The 24,129-nt window shown below is 65.6% G+C and carries 22 protein-coding genes; 12 read left to right on the top strand and 10 right to left on the bottom strand.

The window, feature by feature from the left end; translation table 11 throughout:
* Window positions 1-46: 46 nt before the first annotated feature.
* A complete protein-coding gene (locus tag ASD87_RS06650; RefSeq protein ID WP_056318980.1) occupies window positions 47-577 on the bottom strand; it encodes a carboxymuconolactone decarboxylase family protein in 531 nt (176 codons plus the stop codon).
* 128 nt (window positions 578-705) lie between these two features.
* On the opposite strand from ASD87_RS06650, the gene ASD87_RS06645 reads away from it, so the two are divergent.
* From ASD87_RS06645 to ASD87_RS06625, 5 genes are all read left to right on the top strand, one after another.
* Complete coding sequence (locus ASD87_RS06645; protein WP_056318979.1) at window positions 706-1,650, top strand: AraC family transcriptional regulator; 945 nt, start codon at window positions 706-708, stop codon at window positions 1,648-1,650.
* 94 nt (window positions 1,651-1,744) lie between these two features.
* Entirely contained in the window at window positions 1,745-2,668 is a 924-nt protein-coding gene (locus ASD87_RS06640) for a LysR substrate-binding domain-containing protein (RefSeq protein WP_056318978.1), read from the top strand.
* A 138-nt stretch (window positions 2,669-2,806) separates the two neighbouring features.
* Window positions 2,807-3,784: a tripartite tricarboxylate transporter substrate binding protein gene (locus tag ASD87_RS06635; protein WP_056318974.1), complete on the top strand. Its 978-nt coding sequence runs from the start codon at window positions 2,807-2,809 to the stop codon at window positions 3,782-3,784.
* A gap of 46 nt (window positions 3,785-3,830) precedes the next feature.
* The gene (locus ASD87_RS06630) at window positions 3,831-5,120 is read left to right on the top strand and encodes a M28 family peptidase (RefSeq protein ID WP_056318972.1); all 1,290 of its coding nucleotides are present in this window, start codon (window positions 3,831-3,833) and stop codon (window positions 5,118-5,120) included.
* A gap of 119 nt (window positions 5,121-5,239) precedes the next feature.
* Window positions 5,240-5,689: a PA2169 family four-helix-bundle protein gene (locus tag ASD87_RS06625; protein WP_056318969.1), complete on the top strand. Its 450-nt coding sequence runs from the start codon at window positions 5,240-5,242 to the stop codon at window positions 5,687-5,689.
* Between the two features lie 84 nt (window positions 5,690-5,773).
* Here ASD87_RS06625 and ASD87_RS06620 read toward each other — a convergent pair whose 3' ends face one another.
* Window positions 5,774-6,409 carry a glycoside hydrolase family 19 protein gene (locus ASD87_RS06620; protein ID WP_056318966.1) on the bottom strand — a complete coding sequence of 212 codons (636 nt, stop codon included), beginning with the start codon at window positions 6,407-6,409 and terminating at the stop codon, window positions 5,774-5,776.
* A 249-nt stretch (window positions 6,410-6,658) separates the two neighbouring features.
* Here ASD87_RS06620 and ASD87_RS06615 point away from each other — a divergent pair, with 249 nt between their 5' ends.
* The 3 genes from ASD87_RS06615 to ASD87_RS06605 all read left to right on the top strand — a co-directional run bounded on the left by ASD87_RS06615 (window position 6,659) and on the right by ASD87_RS06605 (window position 10,277).
* A complete protein-coding gene (locus ASD87_RS06615; protein WP_235512634.1) occupies window positions 6,659-7,138 on the top strand; it encodes a DUF2846 domain-containing protein in 480 nt (159 codons plus the stop codon).
* Window positions 7,139-7,266: 128 nt separating this feature from the next.
* A complete protein-coding gene (gene thiM / locus ASD87_RS06610; RefSeq protein ID WP_056318960.1) occupies window positions 7,267-8,082 on the top strand; it encodes a hydroxyethylthiazole kinase in 816 nt (271 codons plus the stop codon).
* A gap of 74 nt (window positions 8,083-8,156) precedes the next feature.
* On the top strand, window positions 8,157-10,277 hold the full coding sequence (locus ASD87_RS06605; RefSeq protein WP_056318956.1) for a 5'-nucleotidase C-terminal domain-containing protein: 2,121 nt from the start codon (window positions 8,157-8,159) through the stop codon (window positions 10,275-10,277).
* A gap of 13 nt (window positions 10,278-10,290) precedes the next feature.
* On the opposite strand, the gene ASD87_RS06600 is transcribed toward ASD87_RS06605, so the two are convergent.
* The 5 genes from ASD87_RS06600 to ASD87_RS06580 form a co-directional block, all read right to left on the bottom strand.
* A complete protein-coding gene (locus tag ASD87_RS06600; RefSeq protein WP_056318953.1) occupies window positions 10,291-11,049 on the bottom strand; it encodes an ABC transporter ATP-binding protein in 759 nt (252 codons plus the stop codon).
* Complete coding sequence (locus tag ASD87_RS06595; protein WP_056319228.1) at window positions 11,046-11,930, bottom strand: iron chelate uptake ABC transporter family permease subunit; 885 nt, start codon at window positions 11,928-11,930, stop codon at window positions 11,046-11,048. The genes ASD87_RS06600 and ASD87_RS06595 overlap by 4 nt, the downstream gene beginning before the upstream one ends.
* 91 nt (window positions 11,931-12,021) lie before the next feature.
* Entirely contained in the window at window positions 12,022-13,014 is a 993-nt protein-coding gene (locus ASD87_RS06590) for an ABC transporter permease (protein WP_056318951.1), read from the bottom strand.
* Between the two features lie 28 nt (window positions 13,015-13,042).
* Window positions 13,043-13,993, bottom strand: a complete 951-nt coding sequence (locus ASD87_RS06585) for a siderophore ABC transporter substrate-binding protein (RefSeq protein WP_082586212.1) — start codon at window positions 13,991-13,993, stop codon at window positions 13,043-13,045.
* A gap of 42 nt (window positions 13,994-14,035) precedes the next feature.
* Window positions 14,036-16,057 (bottom strand): ligand-gated channel protein, encoded by a 2,022-nt coding sequence (locus ASD87_RS06580; RefSeq protein WP_056318948.1) that lies wholly within the window; start codon window positions 16,055-16,057, stop codon window positions 14,036-14,038.
* A gap of 211 nt (window positions 16,058-16,268) precedes the next feature.
* Between ASD87_RS06580 and ASD87_RS06575 the strand changes: the two genes are divergently transcribed.
* Together ASD87_RS06575 and ASD87_RS06570 are read left to right on the top strand one after the other, a co-directional pair.
* Window positions 16,269-16,982, top strand: coding sequence for a response regulator transcription factor (locus tag ASD87_RS06575; RefSeq protein WP_056318945.1), 714 nt, complete (start codon window positions 16,269-16,271; stop codon window positions 16,980-16,982).
* The gene (locus tag ASD87_RS06570) at window positions 16,982-18,385 is read left to right on the top strand and encodes an ATP-binding protein (protein ID WP_056318943.1); all 1,404 of its coding nucleotides are present in this window, start codon (window positions 16,982-16,984) and stop codon (window positions 18,383-18,385) included. The genes ASD87_RS06575 and ASD87_RS06570 overlap by 1 nt, the downstream gene beginning before the upstream one ends.
* Before the next feature lie 37 nt (window positions 18,386-18,422).
* On the opposite strand, the gene ASD87_RS06565 is transcribed toward ASD87_RS06570, so the two are convergent.
* The 3 genes from ASD87_RS06565 to ASD87_RS06555 all read right to left on the bottom strand — a co-directional run bounded on the left by ASD87_RS06565 (window position 18,423) and on the right by ASD87_RS06555 (window position 21,308).
* Window positions 18,423-19,241, bottom strand: coding sequence for a TatD family hydrolase (locus tag ASD87_RS06565; RefSeq protein WP_056318939.1), 819 nt, complete (start codon window positions 19,239-19,241; stop codon window positions 18,423-18,425).
* 80 nt (window positions 19,242-19,321) lie between these two features.
* A complete protein-coding gene (locus ASD87_RS06560; RefSeq protein WP_056318936.1) occupies window positions 19,322-20,035 on the bottom strand; it encodes an ABC transporter ATP-binding protein in 714 nt (237 codons plus the stop codon).
* Window positions 20,028-21,308, bottom strand: coding sequence for a lipoprotein-releasing ABC transporter permease subunit (locus tag ASD87_RS06555; RefSeq protein WP_056318935.1), 1,281 nt, complete (start codon window positions 21,306-21,308; stop codon window positions 20,028-20,030). Before ASD87_RS06555 ends, ASD87_RS06560 begins: the two co-directional genes overlap by 8 nt.
* A gap of 130 nt (window positions 21,309-21,438) precedes the next feature.
* Between ASD87_RS06555 and ASD87_RS06550 the strand changes: the two genes are divergently transcribed.
* Both ASD87_RS06550 and recJ read left to right on the top strand, forming a co-directional pair.
* On the top strand, window positions 21,439-22,389 hold the full coding sequence (locus tag ASD87_RS06550) for a hypothetical protein (protein ID WP_056318933.1): 951 nt from the start codon (window positions 21,439-21,441) through the stop codon (window positions 22,387-22,389).
* Window positions 22,371-24,071, top strand: a complete 1,701-nt coding sequence (recJ, locus tag ASD87_RS06545) for a single-stranded-DNA-specific exonuclease RecJ (RefSeq protein WP_056318931.1) — start codon at window positions 22,371-22,373, stop codon at window positions 24,069-24,071. Before ASD87_RS06550 ends, recJ begins: the two co-directional genes overlap by 19 nt.
* The last annotated feature ends 58 nt before the right edge of the window (window positions 24,072-24,129 follow it).

The following is a 24,129-nucleotide window of genomic DNA, read 5'->3' as shown; positions in this document are numbered from 1 at the left end:
CAACACGCCGGAAAAATTTTCCCGGCGTGTTTTCCGCGCGCCGCGATTACGGAATTTGTGGAAAATCGATTGCCGTATCGTTCACGCGATTGAAGATATTGGTGAATGTGATCACAGAGACGACCAAGCCAATTTCAACAATTTCGGCATCGCTGAATCCGGCGGACTTGATATCGGTAAAGGCCTCGTCGGCAAGCGTGCCAGGGTTGCTTGCAAGCTTGCGAACAAAGCGGGTAAGCGCATCGAAACGCACGTTTCCGGTAGATTGATCTGCAATGACCTGCTTCAACGTCTCTTGCGGAACGCCTGCCAGCTTGCCAACCAGAAAGTGCGCGGCTTGGCAGTAATCGCAACCCGATGCCGAACTGACGGCCAGCTTGATGACTTCCTTTTCCTGTCTGCTCAAGGTGCCGGGCACACTGTCCGCCTGCAGGATGGCTTTCAGGGCGGCAGGGTTGTGTGCGCCGATGGCCGCGTAGGCATTCGGGACGCGACCAGCCGCCTTGCTGATCTGGGAAAAGAGTTCTGCAGTGGCTCCAGAGGCAGACTCAACCGGAGGGGTAACGATTCGGGACATGACTAACTCCTTTGGGAGCAAAGATGGGAGTAGTCACTGTAGTTATCTAAACGACGTTGCTGAAGACGAGCGAGGCTCAACAATATGCTCATTCGTCTCACACACCTGAAAGCGCAGAATTCGCGAACATGACCAATACTGACTGGCTAAGCAACCTGCTGGATATCGTGACAGTGAGAGGACGCCTGGAGGTGCGCTGCTTGTTTGGTGCCCCGTGGCGTGAATCGTTTGAACAGGCGCCTGCCGACGAGATTCCCTATCACGTGATACTGAGCGGCAGTGCCGTGCTTGAACTTCCAGATCAGCCGCCGCAGCTTCTTGAGGCAGGGACGATCTTCATGGCGGTTGACGGTGGCCCGCATGTCCTGCATGACGGAAGTGGCAAGGCGCCCCTGCCGATCAACAAGCGCAGTCTCGCCAACATCACGGTCGGCGAAAATCAAGGGCCCGGTGCCAAGATGGACATGTTGTGTGGACGCTTCATGCTGAAACAACCCTATGACAGACTCATGCGCAAGCATCTGCCTCCTGCTCTGATCGTTAACACCAATCCGGATAATCAGGCCGGCCGGAGCACCGAGCTCAATAACCTGATTGGTTTAATCCGCAATGAGTCAATGAATGAGCAGCTAGGCGGTCTCGCCATACTTAACGCCTTGTCCACTGCTCTGATGGCGGTCGCATTGAGACATGCGGCAAAAGCCGAACAAGCCGCATCTGGATTGCTTGCTTTAACCAACAACCCGCGCTTGGCGCCGGCTTTGAATCAGATGTTTCAAGCGCCGGGACAAGCCTGGACACTCCCAGACCTGGCTGCCCTTTGCAATATGTCTCGCGCCACTTTTGTCAGGCATTTCCAGGAAGCGCTGGATTGTTCAGCAACGGAGTATTTGACGGACATACGCATGTCAAAGGCTGCACAACTCTTGCGCGAAAGTGGCGAATCCATCGGCGGCATCGCCGAGCGCGTGGGTTATCAGTCGGACGCGGCGTTTCAACGCGTGTTCAAGCAGCATCTTGGCGTGACTCCCGCGCAATGGAGAAAATCACCTCGAGCCGGTCTGGCGAATTGATTACCCATGACTTTGTGTGACGTGCCCGCAGGCGATGTACCGTCCGGGCGCACGCAGTACAGTAGCGCCACCCAACCATCAAGCCCCGCTTCCCATGAAAGGCTCCCGCAACTCCCTGTCTTCGCTGCGCATTTTCCTCACCGCCGCCGAAACGCTGAACTTCAGCCGCGCGGCCGAGGCGCTTAGCCTGACGCAAAGCGCGGTCAGCAAACACGTGGCGGCGTTGGAGGGCCGATTGGGTACCGCGCTCTTCAAGCGCATGCCCGCGGGGCTGCGGCTGACGTACGCGGGCGCCCTCTACCTGGAACGCATCAGCGCGGCGGTGCGGCTCATCGACGAGGCCGATGCGCTGGTGGCCAACCCCGCGTCGCGCGTCGCCCTGAACGTGGCGGTCTCGCCGTCGTTTGCGCAGTTCTTCCTGCTGCCCAGGCTGGCCGAGTTCTTTGAATTGCATCCCGAGATCCGCGTCAATATCCGCCCTCGCCTGCTGCATGGCCGCGACCGCTCTGAACGGTTCGACGCGGAAATCCAGCTTCACACGGGATATGTGTCGGGCATGAGCGCGCAGTATTTGTGCGGCCGCGAAATGGCGCTGGTGGCCGCGCCCTCGGTGATCAAACGCCATCCCGTCAAGTGCGTGGACGACATCGCCCGATTGCCCTTGCTCAAGCGCGCCCAGCGCGGCTATGGCTGGGACGAGTGGCGGGCCGACGTCGCCCCGCTGTGGTCCGGTCCCGCCGCCACCGCGGCGGAATACGAAGGCTTTTCGATCCTGCTGCCGGCGGTGCTCAATGGCTTGGGCGCGGGCATCATGCCGCTGTGCATGGTGCTGGAGCATCTGGAGTCGGGACGCCTGGTGCGGCCCTTCGGCGAGGCCATCGAAGGCCGCTACGGCTATCACCTGATGCAGCCCCGTCCCAACGTCGGCGGCCCCTACTGCGAAGCGTTCTGCGAGTGGGTCATCGCCCAGGGCCAGGCGCTGAATAGGCAAACGCGGCAATACGCGGGCATCGCCTAGAACCTGACTGTTTTCAGGCCGCCGGCCCCGCAAAAGCACCTATTCCAGTTTGGAATATCCTATGCGCATACTTCCTTTGCGGGGGGCCAGCGCGCGCACCACAATGACGTGAATAATTCATGGATCACCATAAAAATCATGTTCAAGTGGAAAAAACTGCTGGCCGCCATGGCCGTTCCCGCGTGCTTCGCAAGCGTGCAATCCGCCTCGGCCGCCTATCCCGATAAACCCGTCAAGATCGTCGTGCCGTATTCGGCGGGCGGCAGCTCGGACGTGGTGGCGCGGGCGATCAGCGATCAATTGAGTGCCGAGCTTGGGCAATCCGTCGTGGTGGAAAACCGCGCCGGTGCGGGATCGATGCTGGGCACCGCCTACGTGGCGACCGAAGCGCCCGATGGCTACACGCTGTTGCTGGCTGACGTGCCGTTCACCATCGTCCCGGCGCTGTACAAGGACCGGGTGAAATACGACGCGAAAAAGGATTTCGCGCCGATCACGCTGTTGGGCTTGTCGCCCATGTACCTGTTCGTGAATCCCGGGTTCGAGGCGCAGGACGTGCCGTCGCTGGTCAAGATCGCTTCGGCCAAGCCGGACACCGTCTCCATCGGTTCGGGCGGCAACGGCTCGCTGACCCATCTGATGGCCGAACTGTTCATGCAGAACACCGGCACCAAGCTCGCACATATCCCCTACAAAGGCGCGTCGGCTTCGGTCAATGACCTGGCCGGCCGCCAGATCGACGCCAGCTTTACGACAATGGCCTCGGCCGTTGCCCTGTTCCAGAGCGGCAAGATCAAGCCGATTGGCGTGTCCTCGCCCGCCCGTCAGGCCGGCACGCCGGACGTGCCGACTTTCCAGGAACTGGGCTACCCGGGCCTGACCGTGCAGAGCTGGTGGGGACTGGTCGCGCCGGCCGGCACGCCTGAGCCCGTCCAGAAAAAACTGTCGGAAGCGATGGCCAAGGTCATGCAGTCCGAGCCCGTCAAGCAGCGGCTCGCCAGCGTGGGCATGAACCTGCCGCCCGACACCAGCGCCGCAGCCCTCAAGGCGTTGCTGACGCAGGACTTCGCCCGCTGGGCCGATCTGGTCCAGCGCGCCAATATCACCTTCGAATAACACGCACGCAGCGCCGCGCGGCATGCGCGCGGCGCCGGAGACATTGATGACGACAAGCTGGCAACAGCAGGCCGCCGACGACGCGGCCTTGATGCACGATTTTCAAACCCTTTGCAGTTTTGGCGGACGCCTGTCCGGCACCGGGCAGGACGATGCGGCCATGGACTGGGCGCTGAACCGGCTCCGGGAAATCGGACCCGACGTGCGGCGCGTGCCGGTGCCCTACGATGGCTGGCGCTGCCTGTCCAGCCGCCTGACCCTGCTGGGCGACGCGCCCGAGGATCTGGAGTGCGTGCCCCTGCTGCGCTCGGCCTCCACGTCCGCGCAAGGCCTGGAAGGCGAAGTGCTGGATGTCGGCGCGGGCCGCCCAGAGGACTTCGAGCGTGCCGGCGATGCCGTGCGCGGCCGGATCGTGCTGGTGCGCCATGAATATCCGTTCTCGCAAACGCACGTGCACCGCCGCCGCAAATACGACATGGCGGTCGCTCAGGGCGCCGCCGCTTTCCTCATTGCCAACACGCTGCCCGGCGCGGGCCCCTTGTCCGGCTCCTCCGGCCGCCCCCGCGACGGCGCGGGCATTCCCGCGGCCTATATTGGCCACGAAGCCGCATCCGCATTGACCGCCCGGCCCGGCGCCCGTGTCCGCTTGCAGATCCAGGGCGAAGAGTTGCGCGATTCGATGGCCTGCGCGGGCGTTCTGGATCTGCCCGGCGGCCGGGACAGCCGGATCGTGATCAGCGCCCACATGGACGGCCACGACCTCGGCCAGAGCGCACTGGACAATGCCACGGGCGTTGCCGTCGCGCTGGCTGCCGCGCGGTTGCTGGCTAAACGGCTGGGGCCCGGCACGCCCGGACTGCGCATCTGCTTCTTCACCGCTGAAGAATGGGCGCTGGCCGGGTCTGCCCGCTACCTGGCCGACATGCCGGCCGCCGAGCGTCAACGGCTGAAGTTCGACATCAACCTGGACACCGTTGCGGGCGACGACACGCTCTGCGCGCTGATCAGCGACTATCCGGCGCTGGCGGACGTGGTCCAGGACACCGCCGCGCGCGCCGGGGTGCCCGTGTCGCACTGGCTGCCTTTCATGCCGAACTCCGACCACGCCAATTTTGCCAAGCAAGGCATTCCTGCCCTGCGTCTGGTTGCGGGCTTCGAGAAGCCCGAATCCCGCGTGCGCCACATCCTGTCGCGCAGCGATTTGCCGGACATCATCCGGGAAGACGAACTGCGCAATGCCTTGGCCGTTACCTGCGCGATGGCGTCGCTGGCGCTGGAGATGACCGATCCGGAACTGGATGCGCTAAAAGCCGGTTCCACTTGCCCGCGCGTCTAGCGCAACCTCGGCGACCTCGATTGCCCGGCCGCGATGCGGGCCGGGCACGCCGCTTGCTGAATATCCGGTTCCACAGGCAGCACCCCGCTGCCTGATCCTTCCAAACCAAGGAGACCGATATGGCCGATCATGTGATCAAGGTGCTGAACAACCTCATCGAAACGTCGAAGAACGGCGAGAAGGGCTTCGCTTCGGCGGCCGAGGACGCGAAGGCTCCCGAGTTGCAGGAACTCTTTCGCAACCGCTCCCGCGATTGCGCCGCCGGCGCCGCGGAATTGCAAGCGATCGTGGCGCAGATGGGCGGCGAGCCCGAAGACAGCGGCACGGTGGCCGGCGCCATGCACCGTGGCTGGACCAACATCAAGGCAGCGGTTTCCAGCCGCACCGACCTGACGCTGCTGGAAGAATGCGAACGCGGCGAAGACGTGGCCAAGGCCGACTACGACAAGGCGCTGAAGGAAACGCTGCCGGAAAATGTGCGCGCCATCGTCGAACGCCAATACCAGGGCGTGCTGCACAACCACGACCAGATCCGCGACCTGCGTAACCGCTACCGCGCCACGACGTAAGCGTCGCGCTGCGAACCAAGCAGCACGTGAACCGCCGCCTGCCCGATGCAAAATGCGCCGGGCAGGCGGCGCGTTGTCGCCGGGCTATCGCATCAGTTCGGCATAGACGCGCTTGAACAACGCGAAGCGTTCCTTCAGACCTGTCAGTCCCCCGTTGATGCGCCGCGTAATCCGGGCAAAGTCTTCCAGATCGTCGTCATGGGTCCGGTCATCGGCCAATTCATTCAACCCGCGCGACTGCCAATACCAACCCGCGCTCAGCGCCGCCCATTTCGGGTCGGCCAGCAACTCGGGCGCGTTGACCAGGTCCACGCCCATCGCATCGCCTGCCGAATCGTAATTGCTGCGTCCCGTCAGCTGGATGATGCCTCGTCCGCGATATCGGTAACCATCGTTGCTTAGCGCATCGCCATTGCCCATCCGGTTTGCGTAAACCAGATTTGCGAGTCCCTGCGGATTATTCACGTAAGGCATCGCGGACGCTTCATCCGGAAATCGTTTGGGCCACACCTTGGTCAACCGCGCGGCGGTTGAGTAATTAAGGTTTTCCTCGATCCGGTTGTATTGGCTGGATTCATAGCCTGTCTGCGCCAGAAAACTCGCCATGCGGTCAGGAGTTTCAATTTCGTATTTCTGAAACGCGGGCGCCAACGCTTGCGCCCACTCGGCGGGGGCTCTGCAGTTGGGAAACACGCGTTGAAGTTGTTCGGAACTCAGCATGGCGGTTCCTCTACTTGCTTAGATGTTCGTGCCGCCCGGGCGATAACGTCGCGTGCCCGATTTTCACGACGACCCGGGGCCGGTCAATGATTGTGAGCCTGCCCGGAAAATCGTCCATACCTCAAATTGCGTACACGCGCCGCCCCGAGCTTGCACAGCCTTGCCGTGGACGCGGGAAACAATTTATGACACACTCAGATATTTTTGGATACATTCTCACCTTCTCGTCAATCAACCGACACCACGACCATGAATCGATCGACCAAGAATATGCTGAAAATCGCTGTTGCCTGCGCCGCCGTAATGGCGGCAACCGGATGCGCGAAAGTTCCGCTGGCTTCCGCAGAAGATAATCAAAAGGCCAAAACCTTTGCGGCGCCGGACGCCGGAAAATCCGGACTGTTTGTTTATCGCGACAGTTATGCGGGCAAGGCATTGAAGAAAGACGTGTATATCAATGGCAACTGCCTGGGCGAAACTGCCGACCGGGTTTTCTTCTACACCCAGGTCGAAGGCGACAAACAGCATAAGGTGTCGACCGAATCGGAATTCTCGCCAAACGATCTGCTGCTGACCATGGAATCCGGCAAAAACTATTTTGTCCGTCAGTTCATCAAGCTAGGCGTGTTTGTGGGCGGGGCTGGCGTCGAACAGGTGTCCGAAGAGGAAGGCAAACGCGTGATCTCCAAGCCCGAAGTGAAGCTGGCCGTCGAAGGACAATGCGGCTAGGCAGTGCGGCCTCCCGCGCCAGGACCGAGTCCTTCGCGTCCCACGCGGGAGCTTGACACCTTCCCCCTGCCCCCGGGAACATACGCCATCAACCCGGGGAGCGCGTCCCCGCGCAACATCCGCCCGGCATGCCCCATTCCCTTCTGACTCCCCTCGCTCATCACGCCCAGGACCTGCTGTCCGCCGTCCGCCGTGACGCGCCGCTGGTGCAGTGCCTGACCAACTTCGTGTCCATGAACTACGCGGCCAACGCCGTGCTGGCGATCGGGGCGTCGCCCGCCATGGTCCACGCCGAAGAAGAGGCCCCCGAGTTCGCCGGATTCGCCGGCGCGGTTGTCATCAATATCGGCACGCTTTCCTCGCCCTGGCTGCAAAGCATGCTGCTGACGGCCAAGGCCGCCGCGCACGCGGGTACTCCCTGGGTGCTTGATCCGGTCGCACACCACGCCACCGCCTTTCGCCGTGACGCCATCCAGCGGCTGCTGGACCTCAAGCCCGCCATCATCCGCGGCAACGCATCCGAGATCATTGCGCTGGCCGGCGGCCTCAGCTCGGGCAAAGGCGTGGATGCGCGCGACGCCGTGGCGCATGCCGAGCAGTCTGCCCGGGACATCGCCACGCAGCGCCAGACGGTGGTGGCAGTGACGGGCGAAACCGACTACGTGACGGACGGCGCACGCGCCGTACACATCACGGGCGGCTCGCCGCTGATGCCGCGCGTGACCGCCACCGGGTGCGCGCTTAGCGCGGTGGTCGGGGCGTTTGCCGCGGTATCGCGCAACGATGCGTTTGCCGCGGCCGTGGCCGCGCTGTCGTGCTTCGGCATTGCGGGCCAGCGCGCCGCTTTGCATGCCGACGGACCGGGATCGTTCGCATGGCGGTTCCTGGATGCGCTGGCCGCGCTGGAAGCGGATTGCCTGACGCGCGAGTCTCCCCTGCGTTGATTTGGCCCCGTGCATGTCACGGGTAGGTCACACACCGTCCCCAAAATTCTTTCCTTCAACACGGAGGAAAGACGGTGAAGCCACACCTACGCAAGATCTATGCAGTCACCGCCAGCTTTGCGCTGGTAGCCGGTCTGTCCGCCTGCGGCGGCGATGACGATGATGACGACACCACCGCGCCCGAGACGCCGCCGCAGGCCAGCGTGCCGCAAGGCGCCACGCTGGATGTCGCGATTCTGGGCACCACGGACCTGCATGCGAACGTGCTCGGTTATGACTATTACAAGCTTGCCGAAGACAAGAGCTACGGCATGGACCGCACGGCCGCGCTGATCGCCAATGCGCGCAAGCAGCACCCGAACACGCTGCTGTTCGACAACGGCGACACGGTGCAGGGCACGGCGCTGTCGGACTATCAGGCGCTGGTGTCGCCGGTGCAGTGTTCCGACATGATCGCGATCTACAAGCAGATGAAGCTGCTGTCGTACGACGCGGCCACGATGGGCAACCACGAGTTCAACTACGGCCTGCCCTATCTGTCGCAGATCACCAATGTGGACTTCGGGCTGGCCGGCATCGGCAAGGGCACGGCGCAGACGAACCCGGCGGGCGCCAAGGATTGCGCCGCCCCGGCATTTCCGTTCGTGTCGGCCAACGTTGTCTCGGCCGCCTCCAAGCAGCCGATCTTCAAGCCGTACGTGCTGCTGGAAAAGACCTTCAAGGCGACCGACACCACCGGCAAGTCCATCGACGTGCCCCTCAAGGTGGGCGTGATCGGCTTCGCGCCGCCGCCCATCATGCAATGGGACAAGGCCAATCTGGAAGGCCACGTGGAAGTCACGGGCTGGAAGGAAACCGCGGCGCGCTACGTGCCGGAGATGAAGGCCGCCGGCGCGGACCTGGTGGTGGCGCTGGCGCACGGCGGCATCGACCTGGCCACGGCCTACAGCCCCGACATGGAAAACGGCGCGGGCTATCTCAGTCAGGTGGCGGGCATCGATGCGCTCATCACGGGCCACCAGCATCTGCTCTTTCCCGACACGAACGCCAAATCGCAGTTTGCCGGGCAGCCGGGCGTCGAACTGGAAAAGGGGTTGATCAACGGCGTGCCTACCGTGCAAGCCGGCCAATGGGGCAACAACCTGGGTCAGATCACGCTCAAGCTGGCCTATGACCAAGGCTGGAAGGTGCAGAAGGATGCCACGCAGGTGCAACGCATCTCGACAAGGCTGACCGCGCAAAGCGGATCCACGCCCGCGACCTACGTCGCGCCTGACTCGGCCGCGCAGCAGCTGGTGCAGGCCGAGCACGCCGCGACCATCGACTACGTGAAAACGCCGATCGGCCAAAGCCAGTTCGACATGGCCACGTACTACGCGCTGGCAGGCGACGTGTCCGCGCTGCAGATCGTGAACATGGCGCAGATCGACTACCTGTCCGACTACATCGCCAAGAACAGTCCTTCGTACGCGGGCCTGCCGATCCTGTCGGCCGCAGCGCCGTTCAAGGGCGGCCGCAACGGTCCTGGCGACTTCACGTATGTGAAGCAAGGCAACGTCGCCATCAACAACGCGGCCGATCTGTACCTGTACCCGAACACGCTGCAAGTGGTGCGAGTCAGCGGCGACATCGTGCGCCAGTGGCTGGAGAAGACGGCCGAGCAGTTCAAGCAGATCGACCCCGCACAGGTCGCGCCGCAGGACCTGATCGACACCGGCTTTCCCACGTTCAACTTCGACGTGCTGTATGCGGCGGGCAACGCGCTGCGGTATGAAATCGACGTGACGCAGCCGAAGGGCTCGCGCATCACGGCGCTGACGTACAACGGCGCGCCGCTGGACCTGACCGCGCAGTTCCTGGTGGTGACCAACAATTACCGCGCCAGCGGTGGCGGCGATTTCCCCGGTTTGGCCGGCGGCAAGGGCGACATCGTGCTGCAAGCGCCGGATGCCAGCCGCGACGTGCTGATCGCCTACATCAAGAAGAACCCGACGCTCGACCTGGCCACCTTCGGGCTGGATCGCAGCTGGCGCTTCAGGCAGGTGAGCGGGCTTGCCGGACCGGTGGTGTTTTCGTCGGTGCCGGGCACGCTGGCGATGGCCACGGCGCACGGCGTGACCAACGTCTCGGTGTACGACGCGACGCCGGACCCGGTGACGCAGCTGTCGCGTTATGCGCTTGATCTGACCCAGTAAGCGGCCCGCCGCCTTACCGGTAGTACACGCAGATGCGCTTGCCGCCGATTTCGTGCACGTCAATCGGCAGCTCGTACAGATCGCTCAGCACGTCAGGCCGGATCAGTTCGGCCGGCGTGCCGTGCCGGGCGATCCGCCCCTGACGCATCGCCACGATGCGGTCCGCGTAGCTGGATGCGAAATTGATGTCGTGCAGCACCAGCACCACCGTCTTGCCCAGTTCATCGGCTGCCCGGCGCAGCGTGCCCATCATGGCGACGGCGTGCTTCATGTCCAGGCTGTTCAGGGGCTCGTCCAGCAACACGTAGCGCGTGTCCTGGCACAGCACCATGGCCACGAACGCGCGCTGGCGCTGGCCGCCGGACATCTCGTCCAGGTAGCGGCCGGCCAGCGGCTCCAGATTCAGATACGCGATGGCCTGGTCGATATGGACCTTATCATCCATCGTCAGCCGCCCGCCCGTGTGCGGGTAGCGGCCAAACGCCACCAGATCCCTGACCGTCAACCGCAGCGGCAGGTGGTTGTCCTGACGCAGGATGGCCAGGCGCCGGGCCAGTTCACGGCTGTCGGCGCGCGTCACGTCCAGGCCTTCGACCAGCACCCGCCCCGCGCTCATCGGCAACAGCCGGCTCACCATGGACAGCAAGGTGGACTTGCCCGCGCCGTTGGGCCCGATGATGGCGGTGACGCCGCCAGCCGGCAGATCCAGGCTGACATCGTCGATGACGACGGTGTCGCCGTATTGCTTGCTGACCTTCTGGATTTCTATCATCGGCGCCCCCTGCGCAGGATCAGGACGAGAAACATCACGCCGCCCACGAATTCAATCACCACGCTGACGGTGGTGTTCAGCCCCAGCACACGCTCCAGCAGCGTCTGGCCGCCGACCAGGAATATGACGCTCAGCAGCATCGCGGCCGGCACGGTGTGCCGGTGCCGGTCCGACGCCATGGCGTGATACGCAAGGTTGCTGACCAGCAGGCCGAAGAACGTGACGGGCCCGACCAGCGCCGTCGACACGGACACCAGCACGGCAATGGCCGCCAATGTCAGCATGAGCGTGCGGCGATAGTCCACGCCCAGGTTCAAGGCAATATCGCGCCCCAGCGCCAGCACGTCGTAGCGCCGGCGCATGCGCCAGATAAGGACCGAAGCCGCGCAGACGGCCGCCAGCGCGATCGGCAGCAACTCGATGCGCACCGAATTGAAGCTGGCGAACATGCGGTCCTGCAGAACCAGGAATTCATTCGGATCGATCAGCCGGACGACGAAACTGGACAGGCTGCGAAACAGCAGTCCGAAGACGATGCCAACCAGCATCATCAGATGCAGGCTGCGCACGGCATCGGAGAACAGCCAGCGGAACAGCAGGCACGCGAACGCCGTCATCGCGCACACTTCCAGGAGAAAGGCTTCGACCGGATGACTGGCGGTGGCCGCCGCCTGCCCAAAGCCAAACACCACAACCGCCTGGATCAGCAGGTACATCGCATCGAAGCCCATGATGGCGGGCGTCAGGATGCGGTTGTGGGTGATCGTCTGGAACAGCACCGAAGACACGGCCACCGCATAGGCCACCAGCAACATCGCCAGCAGCTTGCCGCCGCGAAAAGGAATGACGAATGACCACTGGCCATTGGCGCCCAGCGTCATGAAGGCCACGATGCAGAGCAGCGCAAAAGCCCCCAGCGCCGCAAGGCGCCACGTCTGCGGCGCGCGCGCGGCAAAGGGCGTTATCGAGATATCAGCCAACGCGATTCCTCCGCGTGCGCAGCAGCCACAAGAACAGAATGCTGCCCAGCACGCCCACCACCGTCCCGATCGGGATTTCGTAGGGATGGATGACCAGGCGGCCAATGATGTCGCAGGCCAGCACGAACACGCCGCCCAGCAGCGCCACCCACGGAATGGCCCGGCGCATGTTGTCGCCCAGCACCAGACTGACGGCATTGGGCACGATGAGGCCCAGGAATGGGATGCTGCCGGCCGTCACAACCACCACCGCTGAAATGGCGGAAACGATCAACAGGCCCACCAGCGTCAGCCTTGCATGATTCAGTCCCAGGTTGGACGCGAACTCGCGGCCCATGCCGGCAACCGTGTAGCGGTCGGCGGCGGCATAGGCCGCGCAGGCCAGCGCAAAGCCGATCCACAGCAGTTCGTAGCGGCCGCGCAGCACGCCGGAGAAGTCGCCGGTCGTCCACGCATGCAGGGATTGCAGCAGATCGAAGCGGTACGCCACAAAGGTTGTGACCGCCTGGATCACGCCGCCCAGGATCAGCCCGATCAGCGGCACGATGAACGGCGTGCGCAGCGGCACGCGTCGCAAGAGGGCCAAGAACAGCAAGGTGCCCGCCAGCGCGAAGCCCGTGGCCGTCAGCATCTTGCCGATGACGGGCGTATCGGGCGCCAGCAGCGTGATGACCAGAATGCCAAGGGTGGCGGACTCGACGGTGCCGGCCGTCGTGGGCTCGACGAAGCGGTTGCGCACGAGCATCTGCATGATAAGGCCGGCCACGGCCAGCGCCATGCCCGCCAGCAGCAGCGCAAGCGTGCGCGGAATGCGGCTGACCATCAGCAGGCGCCACGCGCGCTCGCCCGCCTCGCCGCCGTCCCACAGCGCGGTCCACGGCATCTGGCCCGCGCCCACGCTGACGCTGGCCACGCACAACAGCAGCAATACCACCACCACGGCGGCCAGGCCGCCCCACCCGCCGATTGCGCGCCGCCAGTTCACCAGCCGCCCTTCCCGTCTTGCATGCTGCTTACTTTCCCTGCGTCAACGCCGCCGCGATCTGGTCCACGTTCTGCTGCATCGCGGTCAGGCCCGCGCTGCCCAGCAGGTACCAGTTAAAGCCGTTCAGGTACACCACGCGCTGGTTCTTCCAGGCCTTGGTCGGACGCACCAGTTCGTTGTCCAGCATGCGCTCGGCCGACACGCCCTCGCGGCCGATGGCGGCGTCGCGGTCGATGACGAACAGCCAGTCCGGATCGGTCTGGGCGATGAACTCGAACGAGATCGCCTGGCCGTGGTTCGACACGTTCAGACCCGTCGCGGCAGGCTTGACGCCGAAGGCGTCGTGGATCACGCCAAACCGCGAGCCCGGGCCGTAGGCGCTCATCTTGCCGCCGGTGGTCAGCACGATCAGCGCCGTGCCGGCGTTGGCCGCCTTGCCCTTCAGCGATGCAATGGACGCGTCCAGCGCCGCCAGCTTTGTCTTCGCCTCGTCTTGTTTGCCATACAGCGCGGCCAGCATTTCGGTGTTGCGCTTGACGCTGCCGACCATATCCTTGGCGTCAACCGTCAGGTCGACCGTGGGCGCAATCCTGGAGAGCTCGTCGTACTTGGGCGCCGAGCGGCCCGCCACGAAGATGACCTGCGGCGCGGCGGCGTGGATGACCTCGTAGTTGGGCTCGAACATCGTGCCCGCCTTGAGGTAACGCTTGTCCGCAAACTGGCTCAGGTGCGGCGGCAGCTTGGCGGCGCTGGGCACGCCCACGGGGTCTACGCCCAGCGTGTGCAGGGTATCGAGCACGGCCAGATCCAGCACGATGGCCTTGGTTGGGTTCGACGGCACCGCGGTCACGCCACGCGCATGCTTGACCGGCGTGGTGGACTGCGCGGCGCAAACCGCTGCCGCGGCGCTCAGCGCCAAGGCCATGCCGGTGCGCGTTGCCCAGCGGCGGGCAGCGCCCGCTTGTTTTCCATTGTTCATGCAAACCTCTCTGTCATGGGGCGCTCTCGCGCCCCGTCAAACTCAGAACTTCACGCCCACGCCCAGCCAGTAGCGGCGGCCGTCCTCGACATAGCCGAAGTCGTCGTAGGCGACCTCTTTGTCGAACAGGTTGTAGATGCCGGCGTAGACCGACACGGTCTTGTTCACGGCGTACGAACCGCCCAGGTCCACGAAGGTGTAGGACGGGGCCACCAGCGCGTCCGAAGACGGGCCGGTCACCGGCTGGCTCTCGCGGCCGCGGAAGTTCACGCGGGCCCAGGCCTGCAGCGCGTCGGACGGCTGCCAGTTCACCGTGGTGGTGAACAGGTGCTTGGGCAACTGGTTCAGCGGCTCGCCCTTGTATTGGCCCGACTTCTGCTCGGACTTCGTGAAGGTGTAGCTGCTGGTCATCGACCAATCGGCCGCCAGCGGCAACTTGAGGCTGGCTTCGACGCCGCGCGACACGGCCTTGTCCACGTTCATGTAGGTGGTGGGATTCGAGCCGAACTGGTTGGGGCCGTCCGTGCACTGCGTCAAGGGGCAAGCCACCCGGGTGATCTTGTCCTTGAAGTCGTTGTTGAACAGCGTGACGCCGGCGCTCACGCCTTGGCCATCGTCATACAGCAGGCCGATTTCCTGGGTCACGGACTTTTCGGGCGTCAGGTCCGGGTTGCCGTACATGTTGCCGCCACGGCTCGTCTGGCCCCAGCCGGCCACGGTCTGGCGCAGGTCGGGCGCGCGAAAACCCGTGGAGACGCCGCCCTTCAGGGTCCAGCGTTCGGCCATGTGCCACACGCCGTACAGACGCGGGCTGAAATGGCTGCCGAAGTTCTCGTCCTGGTCCATGCGCAGGCCGGTCGTGACGGCGAAGCTTTCGGTCAGGCGCCATTCGTCCTCGGCGAACAATGCCCATTGATACCGTTCGACCTTGCTCGGGCCGCCGGCAAGCTGGTTGCCCGTCTGATCGTTCAGGCGCTGGTTCAGGTAGCTGCCGCCCAACGTCAGCATGTGCGAACCCAGCGGCAGCGACCAGCTGGTCTGCAGGTCCAGGTTCTTGATCTTCATCTGGCGCGAGCGGTTGTCGAACTCTTCCTGCTGCACGTAGCTGTCGGACACGCCCCAGCCCCAGCGGCCAGTGTGCGACAGCGCCCACTTGCTGCTGCGGTAATCGGTTTCCGAGGACGCCGGGCAGCCCGTTCGCGGACACGCGGTGCCGGGCGGCAGCGGCTCGACCGTCTTGCCCAGGGTGTCCTGGAACTTCTGGCGCATCGTGGTCGCTTCCAGCACGATGTCGTGATCGCGGTTGGGCGTGAGCGCCAGCTTGGCGGTCACGCTTTCGGCATTGCGCTTGCGGTAACCGTTGTAGATGTCGTCTTCGTCGCGCTGGGTGGCCTGGCCGTAGATCTGCAGGCCCAGCAGGTCGTTCTTGATCGGACCGGCCAGGTAGAAATTGCCCTGGTAAATGTCGCCCGAATTGCTGCTTTCCTGGATGGTCGTATCCATGCGGATTTCGCCATGCCATTCTTCAGGCACCTTGCGCGTGATGATGTTGATCACCCCGCCCATCGCGTCCGAGCCGTACAGCGACGACATCGGCCCGCGCACGACTTCAATGCGCTCGATGGCCGATAGCGGCGGCGTCCAGCCGCCTTCGACGCCCGTCGAATCCGAATTGGTGCGGGTTTCGCGCGAGTTCTGGCGCTTGCCGTCGATCAGGATCAGGGTGTACTTCGGTCCCATGCCGCGCAGGCTGATGTCCTGGCGGTCGCCGCCGCCCGTGACGATGACGCCGGGCACTTCCACCAGCGCGTCGTTCAGGTCGCGGTAGAACTTCTTGTCCAGGTCTTCGCGCGTGATGACGCTGATCGAGGCGGGCGCATCCTGGATGCGCTGCTCAAAACCGCTGGCGGTCACGACCACCGTGTCCATCGTCGTGGTGGCGTCCGCGGCCTGGGCCCAGACCGCTTGCGGCGCAATGCCAAAACCCGCGGCGCACAAGGCGGCGGCCAGTTGCGTGCGCGACGCGGCGATGCGCTGGCCCGTGGCCACTTCTTTCCTGCTCATGATTCCAACTTCTCCCGTCCCCGGTTTGCACCGCACCCCACGCGCGGCGTTACGCCGGCTCCCACTTATTAATGAAAACCATTCTCATATTAGAATTGGGGCTTGCAGCACGCGGCAACACGCTTTCCGCAACTTTTATCTTCTTTGCACTTCTTGACACTTCGCCGTGCACCCTTCGGCCAAACTGCCGGATGCACGACGCCCAACACGCATGCTCTTGAATCATTCAGCGGTGGCGCGCCGCATCCTGCTCATCGACGACGACGTCGAGCTGGCGCAGATGCTGCGTGAATACCTGGAACCGAATCAGTGCCAGCTCACGCTGGCGCACACCCGCTCGCAAGGCCAGACCCTGCTGGCGCAGGACGACTTTGACCTCGTGCTGCTGGATCTCATGCTGCCCGACGGCAATGGTCTTGACCTGCTCAAGCACTACCGCCAGCGCTCACGCCGCCCCGTCATCATGTTCACGGCGCACGGCGGCGAGACCGACCGCGTATTGGGGCTGGAATTCGGCGCCGACGATTACCTGGCCAAGCCGTTCAGCCCACGCGAACTGAAGGCGCGCATCACGGCCGTGCTGCGCCGCTTCGAGCACGCCCCCGCCCCCGCCAGCCCGTCCCTCAGCCTGGGCGCGCTCTCGCTGGATCCGGCGACGGGTCGCGCGCGCCTGGGCGCGGACGAGGTCATGCTGACCGGCGCCGAACAGCGCATCCTGGAAATTCTCATGCGCGCGCCCGGCCAGGTGATCGCACGCGACCAGATCGGCCTGTATGCGCTGGGCCGCGCCCCAGACCGGTACGACCGCAGCATCGACACGCACATCAGCAGCCTGCGCAAGAAGCTGCGCCTGGATCAACATGCAGACATGCTGTCCATCCGGAATCTGCGCGGGCTGGGCTACGTGCTGGCGGGCGCCGCGTGATGACGCTGCTGCCCGCCCGCTCGCTTTTCTGGCGCGCATTCCTGACGTTCTGGGGCGCCATGGCGGTCATCCTGGTCTGCGGCATGGTGCTGACGGCCAGCGTGGCCTGGTACCGCTTCAATTCGCTGGATGGCCTGAACCCGGGCAACCTCACGCGCGACGCCGCGCAGGTGGCGCGCACGCAGGGCGAAGGAGGCCTGGCGCGCTGGGTCCGCGCCATGGACGACAACTACTCGGCGCTGAAGATCTACATCATGGATGCAGAGGACCGGGACATCCTGGGCAGGCGCCTGCCCACGCGGCTGCATGACTGGCTGGTCGCGTACCGCGCGGGACCCGACCGGGCGACGCAGTCCGACTACGCGCCGGCCGATCCCGCCGGCGAGCGCGTCTCCTGGTGGGAACCCCAGACGCTGATGCTGCCGGACGGCTCGGAAATGCTGATGCTGTTCCTGCCCTTTGACTCGTCGCGCTGGGAGGTGCTGGCGTTGTCGCCCGTCGCGCTCGCGCTGCTGCTGTTCGCGCTGGCGGTCACCGCTCCCTTTTGCTGGGCGCTGACCCGCCACATCACCGCGCCGCTCGCGCAACTGCGCCAGGCCACGCATGCCCTGGCCGCGGGACGCCTGGACACGCACACCCCGGCCAAGCTCGCCACGCGCAAGGACGAACTCGGCCTCTTGGCGCGCGACTTCGACGCCATGGCCGTGCGCCTGAAGGCGCTGGTCGATACGCGCGAGCAGCTCCTGCACAACGTCGCGCACGAACTCCGGTCGCCGCTTGCGCGCTTGCGCCTGGCCTCGGAACTGGCGCGGCGCAACGACGAACGGCGCGATCTGCAGCTGGACCGCATCGAACGCGAATGCGAACGCCTGGACGCGCTGGTGGGCAACACATTGCGGCTTGCCCGCGTGGGCGCGCTACCCGTGCCCACCGAACCGCTGGATCTGTCCGAAGTCGTATCGGGCGTGGTGGACGACGCGCGCTACGAGGCCGAGGGCCGGCGACTGCGCATCGATTGGGAAACGCCGGCGCCCATCCTGATCGCCGGCGACCGCGCCAGCCTGGCCAGCGCGATCGAGAACGTGCTGCGCAACGCCCTGCGCTACGCGCCCGCCGAAAGCGTCATCCGCGTGCGCTTGCTGACCAGCGCCACCGAGGCCAGCCTTGAAATCGAAGACCGCGGTCCGGGCGTCGCCACGCAGGAACTCGCGTCGTTGTTCGAGCCCTTCTATCGCGCGGGATCGGCCGCCGCCGCCCACACGCCAGGCGGCGGCGCGGGGCTGGGCCTGTCGATCGCGCAAGCCGCGATCGCCGCGCACAAGGGAACGATATCGGCCCGCAACGTGGCGCCGCAGGGCCTGAGCGTGCGCATGGACCTGCCGCTGCTGACTACGCCAGCGTAAGACGGCGGGCACGGCGCCCGGGTCGAGGACGTGGCGGTCAGTCCGCGTCGGCCAGGATGGCTGCGGGCAGCCTGGGCAACACCCGCATGGCATTCGCGGTCGTCGCGTGCGCCACCTGCCCCGGCGTGATGCCGCGCAGCTCCGCCAGCACCTCGGCAATACGTGCCAGTTCGCCGGGACGATTGCGGCGGTTGGGCTCGTGCAGCCAGGCAGGCGGAATGTCGGGCGCGTCGGTCTCAAGCACCAGATGCTCCAGTCCGACGTCCACCGCGTGCCGGCGAATCTGCAGCGCGCGCTCGAACGTCATCGCGCCGCCCATCCCCAGCGCAAATCCATGATCGATGAAGGCCTGCGCCTGCTGGGCGCTGCCATTGAACGCGTGCGCAATGCCGCCGATGCGCGGATGGCGGCGCAGGTATTTCAGCAGGATGTCCTGGGATTTGCGCACGTGCAGCAGCACCGGCAGGCCAAATTCGACGGCCATGTCCAGCTGCGCGGCGTAGAAGCGCTCCTGGCGCTCGCGCGGCTCGCCGGACGATATTTCCGGCACGAAGAAATCCAGTCCGATTTCGCCAATGGCGACAAAGCGCGGATCGCCAAGCGATGCCTTGATCGTCTCGCGCAACGCGTCCAGATCGGCGTCGTCGGCGCGTTGGACGTACAAGGGATGAATGCCCAGCGCGTAAGCGCCGCCGGCGATGCTGGCGGCCAGGTCACGCACGATGTCGAAGTTGGCCCGTTCGATAGCCGGGATCACGATGGCCTGGACGTCCGCGCGGGCGGCGTGGTCCGCGACCTCGGTGCGGTCGGCGTCGAATTCAGCGGCGTCCAGATGGCAATGCGTGTCGATGAGCATGGGCGTGTCCTCCGAATGCGGATTATCCGCCCGCGGCCGCCGCGCGGACCAGCGACCGGCGGCTTTCGCTGCGGACCGGGCTAGCCGGACACCAGGCGGCCGTTTTCCATCAGCAACTGACGGTCGGCACGGGCGGCAAGTTCGGGATCGTGCGTCACGATCGCAAATGCCGTGCCCGACTCCTGGTTCACCCGGGTCAGCAATTCGAACATGTTGTGGGCGGTGTGGCGGTCCAGGTTGCCCGTGGGCTCGTCGGCCAGCACGCACACCGGTCGCGTCACCAGGGCACGCGCCAGCGCCACGCGCTGGCGTTCGCCGCCCGACAACTGCCCCGGAAAGTGGCCTTCGCGGGCCGACAGGCCCACCAGGCCCAGGACCTCGCGCGCGGCCTCGCGCGCCTTGTCGCGGTTCTCGCGGCGCACGATCAGCGGCATCGCCACGTTGTCCAGCGCCGAAAACTCCGCCAGCAGATGGTGGAATTGGTAGACAAAGCCCAGGCTGCGGTTGCGAACCGCGCTTTTCCGCGATTCGGACAGCCCGATGCCCAGTTGGCCATCAACGGTGATCGAACCGCTGGTGGGCACGTCGAGCAGTCCAAGGATATGCAGCAAGGTGCTCTTGCCGGATCCCGAAGCGCCCACGATGGCGACCATCTCGCCGCGCGCGACGGACAGGCTGACGTTGCTGAGCACTTCGATGCGGGCGGGGCCTTCGTCGTAGACCTTGACGATGTTCTCGGCCTGCAGCGCCGGGGTGGCGCCGGCCTGGGGCGTGTGCGTCGGGGAATCAATCATGGCGCAGCACCTGTGCGGGTTGCAGACGCGAGGCGCGCCAGCTCGGATACAAGGTCGCCAGCAGGGACAGCACCAGCGAGGTCACGCCGATGGTGACGATGTCGCCCACCTGGGGATCGGACGGCAGCGCGCTGATGAAATAGATCTCGCGCGGCAGGAAGTGCACGCCCAGCATGCGCTCGATGAACGGCACGATCACATCGACGTTGTAGGCGATGGCAATGCCGCCGGCCACGCCCAGCAAGGTGCCGATCACGCCGATCAGCGCGCCTTGCACCAGGAAGATGCGGGCCACTTCGCCGGGCCCCGCGCCCAGCGTGCGCAGGATGGCGATGTCCGATTGCTTGTCCTTGACGGCCATGACCAGCGAGGACAGCAGGTTGAACGCGGCCACGGCCACGATCAGCGCCAGGATCAGGAACATCATCCGCTTTTCGGTCTGGACCGCGGCAAACCAGGTGCGGTTGTTGCGCGACCAGTCGCTGGCCATGACATAGGGCGGCAGGACGTTGCGCAGCTCGGCCGCCACCTCGGGCGCCTTCTGCATGTCGGCGATGCGCAGGCGCACGCCGGCGGTACCGCTTTCGCGGAAAACGCGGGCGGCGTCTTCGTTGTCGACGAAAGCCAGCGAGGAATCGTATTCATAGTGGCCGGACGAGAACACGCCCACCACGGTGAACTGACGCATGCGCGGCGCGAAACCGGCCGGGCTGATCGAGCCCTGGGGCGCCATCATCAGCAGCGTGTCGCCCACCTTGACGCCCATGCCGTCGGCCAGTTCATTGCCCAGCACCACGCCGAAGCCGCCGGGTTTCAGGTCTGTCAGCTTGCCCGACACCATTTGCCGGGGCAGGTCCGACACATTGCCCTCGGTGGCCGGATCGATGCCGCGCACCTGAACGCCGCGTAGCGCCTGGCCCCTGACCAGCATGCCCTGCGCCGCGACGAAGGGCGCGCCCGCCTTGACCTCGGGGTTGCGCTCGGCGGCGGTGGCAAACTGTTGCCACTGCTCCAGCACCCGTTCGGGCGACGCGCCGGGAAGGTAGAGTTCGATGTGCGGCAGCACCGAAAGCATGCGGTCGCGCACTTCTTTCTGAAAGCCGTTCATCACGGACAGCACCACGATCAGGGCGGCGACGCCCAGCGCGATGCCCGCCATGGAGCTGGCGGCGATGAAGGAGATGAAGCGATCGCGGCGGCCGCGTCGCTGGCGGATACGGGCAAGACCCGCATAGCGGGCGCCGATCCAGAGTTCGTAGGGTATTTTCAGCACGTGCGCATTATTGCATTAACCGTCCGCAAATCGCCGCGCGGATGTGCGGATCCTAGACCAGCCGTGACAACGTATGGCAGTTCCGGACGGCGTGAAGTTCCCCATGCCGCCGCGGACTACAATCGCGGCCATGCTGATCGTCATTCCGGGCGCGTTGCCCGCCCTTCCCGTCGCCGCCGAACTGGCCAAGCTCCTGCCCGAGCGCGCGCCCACCCTGCACGGCTGGCTGCAGGCCGCAACCGCCCGTCCGCAGGCCTACGACCTGCGCGCCCACGGCTGCACGGCCTTCGAATCCTGGCAGCTTGCACGCGCGGGGTACGCCGCCGAGCCCGGCCTGCTGCAAAGCGCAGGCCTCGGCCCGCTGCTGGCCGCAGAACGGTCCAGTGCCTCGCCGCAAGAGCCCGTCTGGCTCTGCGAACTGGTTCATCTTGCCCTGGGCGCGGACCAGGCCTCGTTGCTGGATCCCGCGTTGATGGACCTCACGGAATCCGAAACGGCCGCCCTGCTGGAGACCGCGCGCCCCCTATTTGACGGCACCGGCTTCTCGGTCGAGCCGCTTTCGCCGCAGCGGTGGCGGCTGCGCCTGCCGGCGGACCTGCGCCCCCAGACGGCCAGCCCGGCGGCCGTGGCCGGAAAGCGCCTTAACGATTGGTGGCGCCAGGATGCAGAAGCGCGTCCGTGGCGGCGCCTGCTCAATGAGATCCAGATGGCGTGGCACGAACACCCCGTCAACGATGACCGGGCCGCGCGCGGCCTGCCGCCCGTGAACGCCCTGTGGCTGTATGGCGGCGGCACGCCCTGGACGGCGGCGCCCGCCAGTCCGGCCCAGGTGCTGACGGAACTGGACGCGCCGCAACGCGCCGGCGACTGGGCCGCCTGGCTCGATGCGCTGGCTGACCTGGACGCGCGCCACCTGCGCCCGCTGGCGGCCGCCAAAGGCCTGCCCGCCACGCCCATCGAACTGTTGCTGCTGGGCGATGACCGTCAGGCCGCCCTTGACCTGAAACCGCGCGGGGGCCTGCTTGGCTTGCTGCCCGCGCCCAAGAAGAACTGGAGCGCCTGGTGGTCTCACCCCGCTTAACGATCCGTCCGGCCGACCTGGCCGCCTGTCAAATCCTCGAATCCTCCGGCATCCATCCGCTGCTGGCCCGCCTGTGGGCCGCGCGCGGCGTGACCCATCCCGACCAGACCCGCCTCGCCTGGCCGTCCCTGCTGCCGCCGGCGGGTCTGACGCACTCGGCGCACGCCGCCGCCGTCCTGGCCGACGCCATCCAGGCGGGAAAGAAGCTGCTGATCGTGGCCGACTACGATTGCGACGGCGCCACCGCCTGCGCGGTCGGCCTGCGCGCGCTGTCGGCCATGGGCGCGGATGTCGACTTCCTGGTGCCCAACCGGTTCGAAACCGGCTACGGCTTGTCGCCGGCCGTGGTCGAGCTGGCCTGCCGCCACCGCGCCGGCAAGCCCGACATCATCATCACCGTGGACAACGGTATCGCCAGCGTCGACGGCGTGGCCGCCGCCAATGCCGCCGGCATCGGCGTCGTCATCACCGATCACCACCTGCCGGGCGACACCCTGCCCGACGCGCTGGCCATCGTGAATCCCAACCAGCCGGGCTGCGGCTTTCCGTCCAAGAACCTGGCCGGCGTGGGCGTCATCTTCTACATGATGCTGGCGCTGCGCGCCGAACTGCGCCGCCGCGGCGTGTACGCCCCCGACGGCGGCCCGCGCCTGGATGCGCTGTCCGACCTGGTTGCGCTGGGCACCGTGGCCGACGTGGTCAAGCTCGATGCCAACAACCGCCTGCTGGTCACGCAAGGCCTGCAGCGCATGCGCAGCGGCCGCCTGCAGCCGGGGCTGCGCGCGCTCTTCGCCGTCGCCGGACGCGAGCCGCGTAGCGCCAACGGCTTCGACCTGGGTTTCGCGCTGGGTCCGCGCATCAACGCCGCGGGCCGCCTGGCCGACATGAGCCTGGGCATCGCTTGCCTGACCACGGACGACGAGGCGCAGGCCCTGGAAATGGCGCGTGAATTGGACAACATCAACCGCGAACGCCGCACGATTGAAGCCGAGATGCGCGAGCAGGCGCTGGCCGCCATGGAAGCGCCCGACGCCGCCGCAGGCGCGACCGTCTGCGTGTTCGACCCGGGTTGGCACCAGGGCGTCGTGGGGCTGGTCGCCTCGCGCCTGAAGGAAAAATTCTGGCGTCCCACCCTCGCCTTCGCGCCCGCGGGCGACGACGAGATCCGCGGCTCCGGCCGGTCGATCCCCGACGTGCACCTGCGCGACGCGCTGGATCTGGTGTCCAAGCGCCATCCCAACCTGATCCGCAAGTTCGGCGGCCACGCGATGGCAGCCGGATTAACGCTGGGCAAGGCCGATTTCCCGGCCTTCGCCCCCGCCTTCGACGCGGCGGTGCGCGAACTCACCGGACGCGACACCTTCGAACCCATCATCGAAACTGACGGGTCGCTGGAAACCGGCTACGCCAACGCCGACGTGGCCGGCATGCTGCAACAGCAGGTGTGGGGTGCCGGCTTTGCCGCACCCCTGTTCCTGGACGAATTCGTCGTGCGCAACCAGCGGCTGGTCGGCGAGAAGCACCTGAAGCTGTCCCTGGAACGCGGCCACCAACGCTTTGACGCCATCTGGTTCGGCCACGACCAGTCGCTGCCGGAACATATCCAGGCGGCGTACCGTCTGGAACAGAACGTGTGGAATGGGATGGTGTCGGTGCAACTGGTGATCGAACACGCCGGGTAGTGCGCGGCGGTGTCTCGCACCGCGCCTCTTCCCTGGGTGTCAGACACCGCCTCCCAGC

It is taken from the genome of Achromobacter sp. Root170 (assembly GCF_001428165.1).
In the GTDB taxonomy this organism is placed as follows: domain Bacteria; phylum Pseudomonadota; class Gammaproteobacteria; order Burkholderiales; family Burkholderiaceae_B; genus Achromobacter; species Achromobacter mucicolens.
Note: the sequence above shows the minus strand (reverse complement) of the source record. Positions and strands in the feature narration are given on the sequence as shown.

Excerpts from the sequence above, each read along its gene's own strand:
- ASD87_RS06635 (WP_056318974.1), top strand. The coding sequence starts at position 2,807 with ATGTTCAAGTGGAAAAAACTGCTGGCCGCCATGGCCGTTCCCGCGTGC.
- ASD87_RS06550 (WP_056318933.1), top strand. The coding sequence starts at position 21,439 with ATGCTGATCGTCATTCCGGGCGCGTTGCCCGCCCTTCCCGTCGCCGCC.
- ASD87_RS06570 (WP_056318943.1), top strand. The coding sequence starts at position 16,982 with ATGACGCTGCTGCCCGCCCGCTCGCTTTTCTGGCGCGCATTCCTGACG.
- ASD87_RS06650 (WP_056318980.1), bottom strand. The coding sequence starts at position 577 with ATGTCCCGAATCGTTACCCCTCCGGTTGAGTCTGCCTCTGGAGCCACT.
- ASD87_RS06575 (WP_056318945.1), top strand. The coding sequence starts at position 16,269 with ATGCTCTTGAATCATTCAGCGGTGGCGCGCCGCATCCTGCTCATCGAC.
- ASD87_RS06630 (WP_056318972.1), top strand. The coding sequence starts at position 3,831 with ATGACGACAAGCTGGCAACAGCAGGCCGCCGACGACGCGGCCTTGATG.
- ASD87_RS06625 (WP_056318969.1), top strand. The coding sequence starts at position 5,240 with ATGGCCGATCATGTGATCAAGGTGCTGAACAACCTCATCGAAACGTCG.
- ASD87_RS06615 (WP_235512634.1), top strand. The coding sequence starts at position 6,659 with ATGAATCGATCGACCAAGAATATGCTGAAAATCGCTGTTGCCTGCGCC.
- ASD87_RS06600 (WP_056318953.1), bottom strand. The coding sequence starts at position 11,049 with ATGATAGAAATCCAGAAGGTCAGCAAGCAATACGGCGACACCGTCGTC.
- ASD87_RS06620 (WP_056318966.1), bottom strand. The coding sequence starts at position 6,409 with ATGCTGAGTTCCGAACAACTTCAACGCGTGTTTCCCAACTGCAGAGCC.
- ASD87_RS06585 (WP_082586212.1), bottom strand. The coding sequence starts at position 13,993 with ATGAACAATGGAAAACAAGCGGGCGCTGCCCGCCGCTGGGCAACGCGC.
- ASD87_RS06645 (WP_056318979.1), top strand. The coding sequence starts at position 706 with ATGACCAATACTGACTGGCTAAGCAACCTGCTGGATATCGTGACAGTG.
- thiM (WP_056318960.1), top strand. The coding sequence starts at position 7,267 with ATGCCCCATTCCCTTCTGACTCCCCTCGCTCATCACGCCCAGGACCTG.
- ASD87_RS06580 (WP_056318948.1), bottom strand. The coding sequence starts at position 16,057 with ATGAGCAGGAAAGAAGTGGCCACGGGCCAGCGCATCGCCGCGTCGCGC.
- ASD87_RS06560 (WP_056318936.1), bottom strand. The coding sequence starts at position 20,035 with ATGATTGATTCCCCGACGCACACGCCCCAGGCCGGCGCCACCCCGGCG.
- ASD87_RS06595 (WP_056319228.1), bottom strand. The coding sequence starts at position 11,930 with ATGACGCTGGGCGCCAATGGCCAGTGGTCATTCGTCATTCCTTTTCGC.
- ASD87_RS06640 (WP_056318978.1), top strand. The coding sequence starts at position 1,745 with ATGAAAGGCTCCCGCAACTCCCTGTCTTCGCTGCGCATTTTCCTCACC.
- ASD87_RS06565 (WP_056318939.1), bottom strand. The coding sequence starts at position 19,241 with ATGCTCATCGACACGCATTGCCATCTGGACGCCGCTGAATTCGACGCC.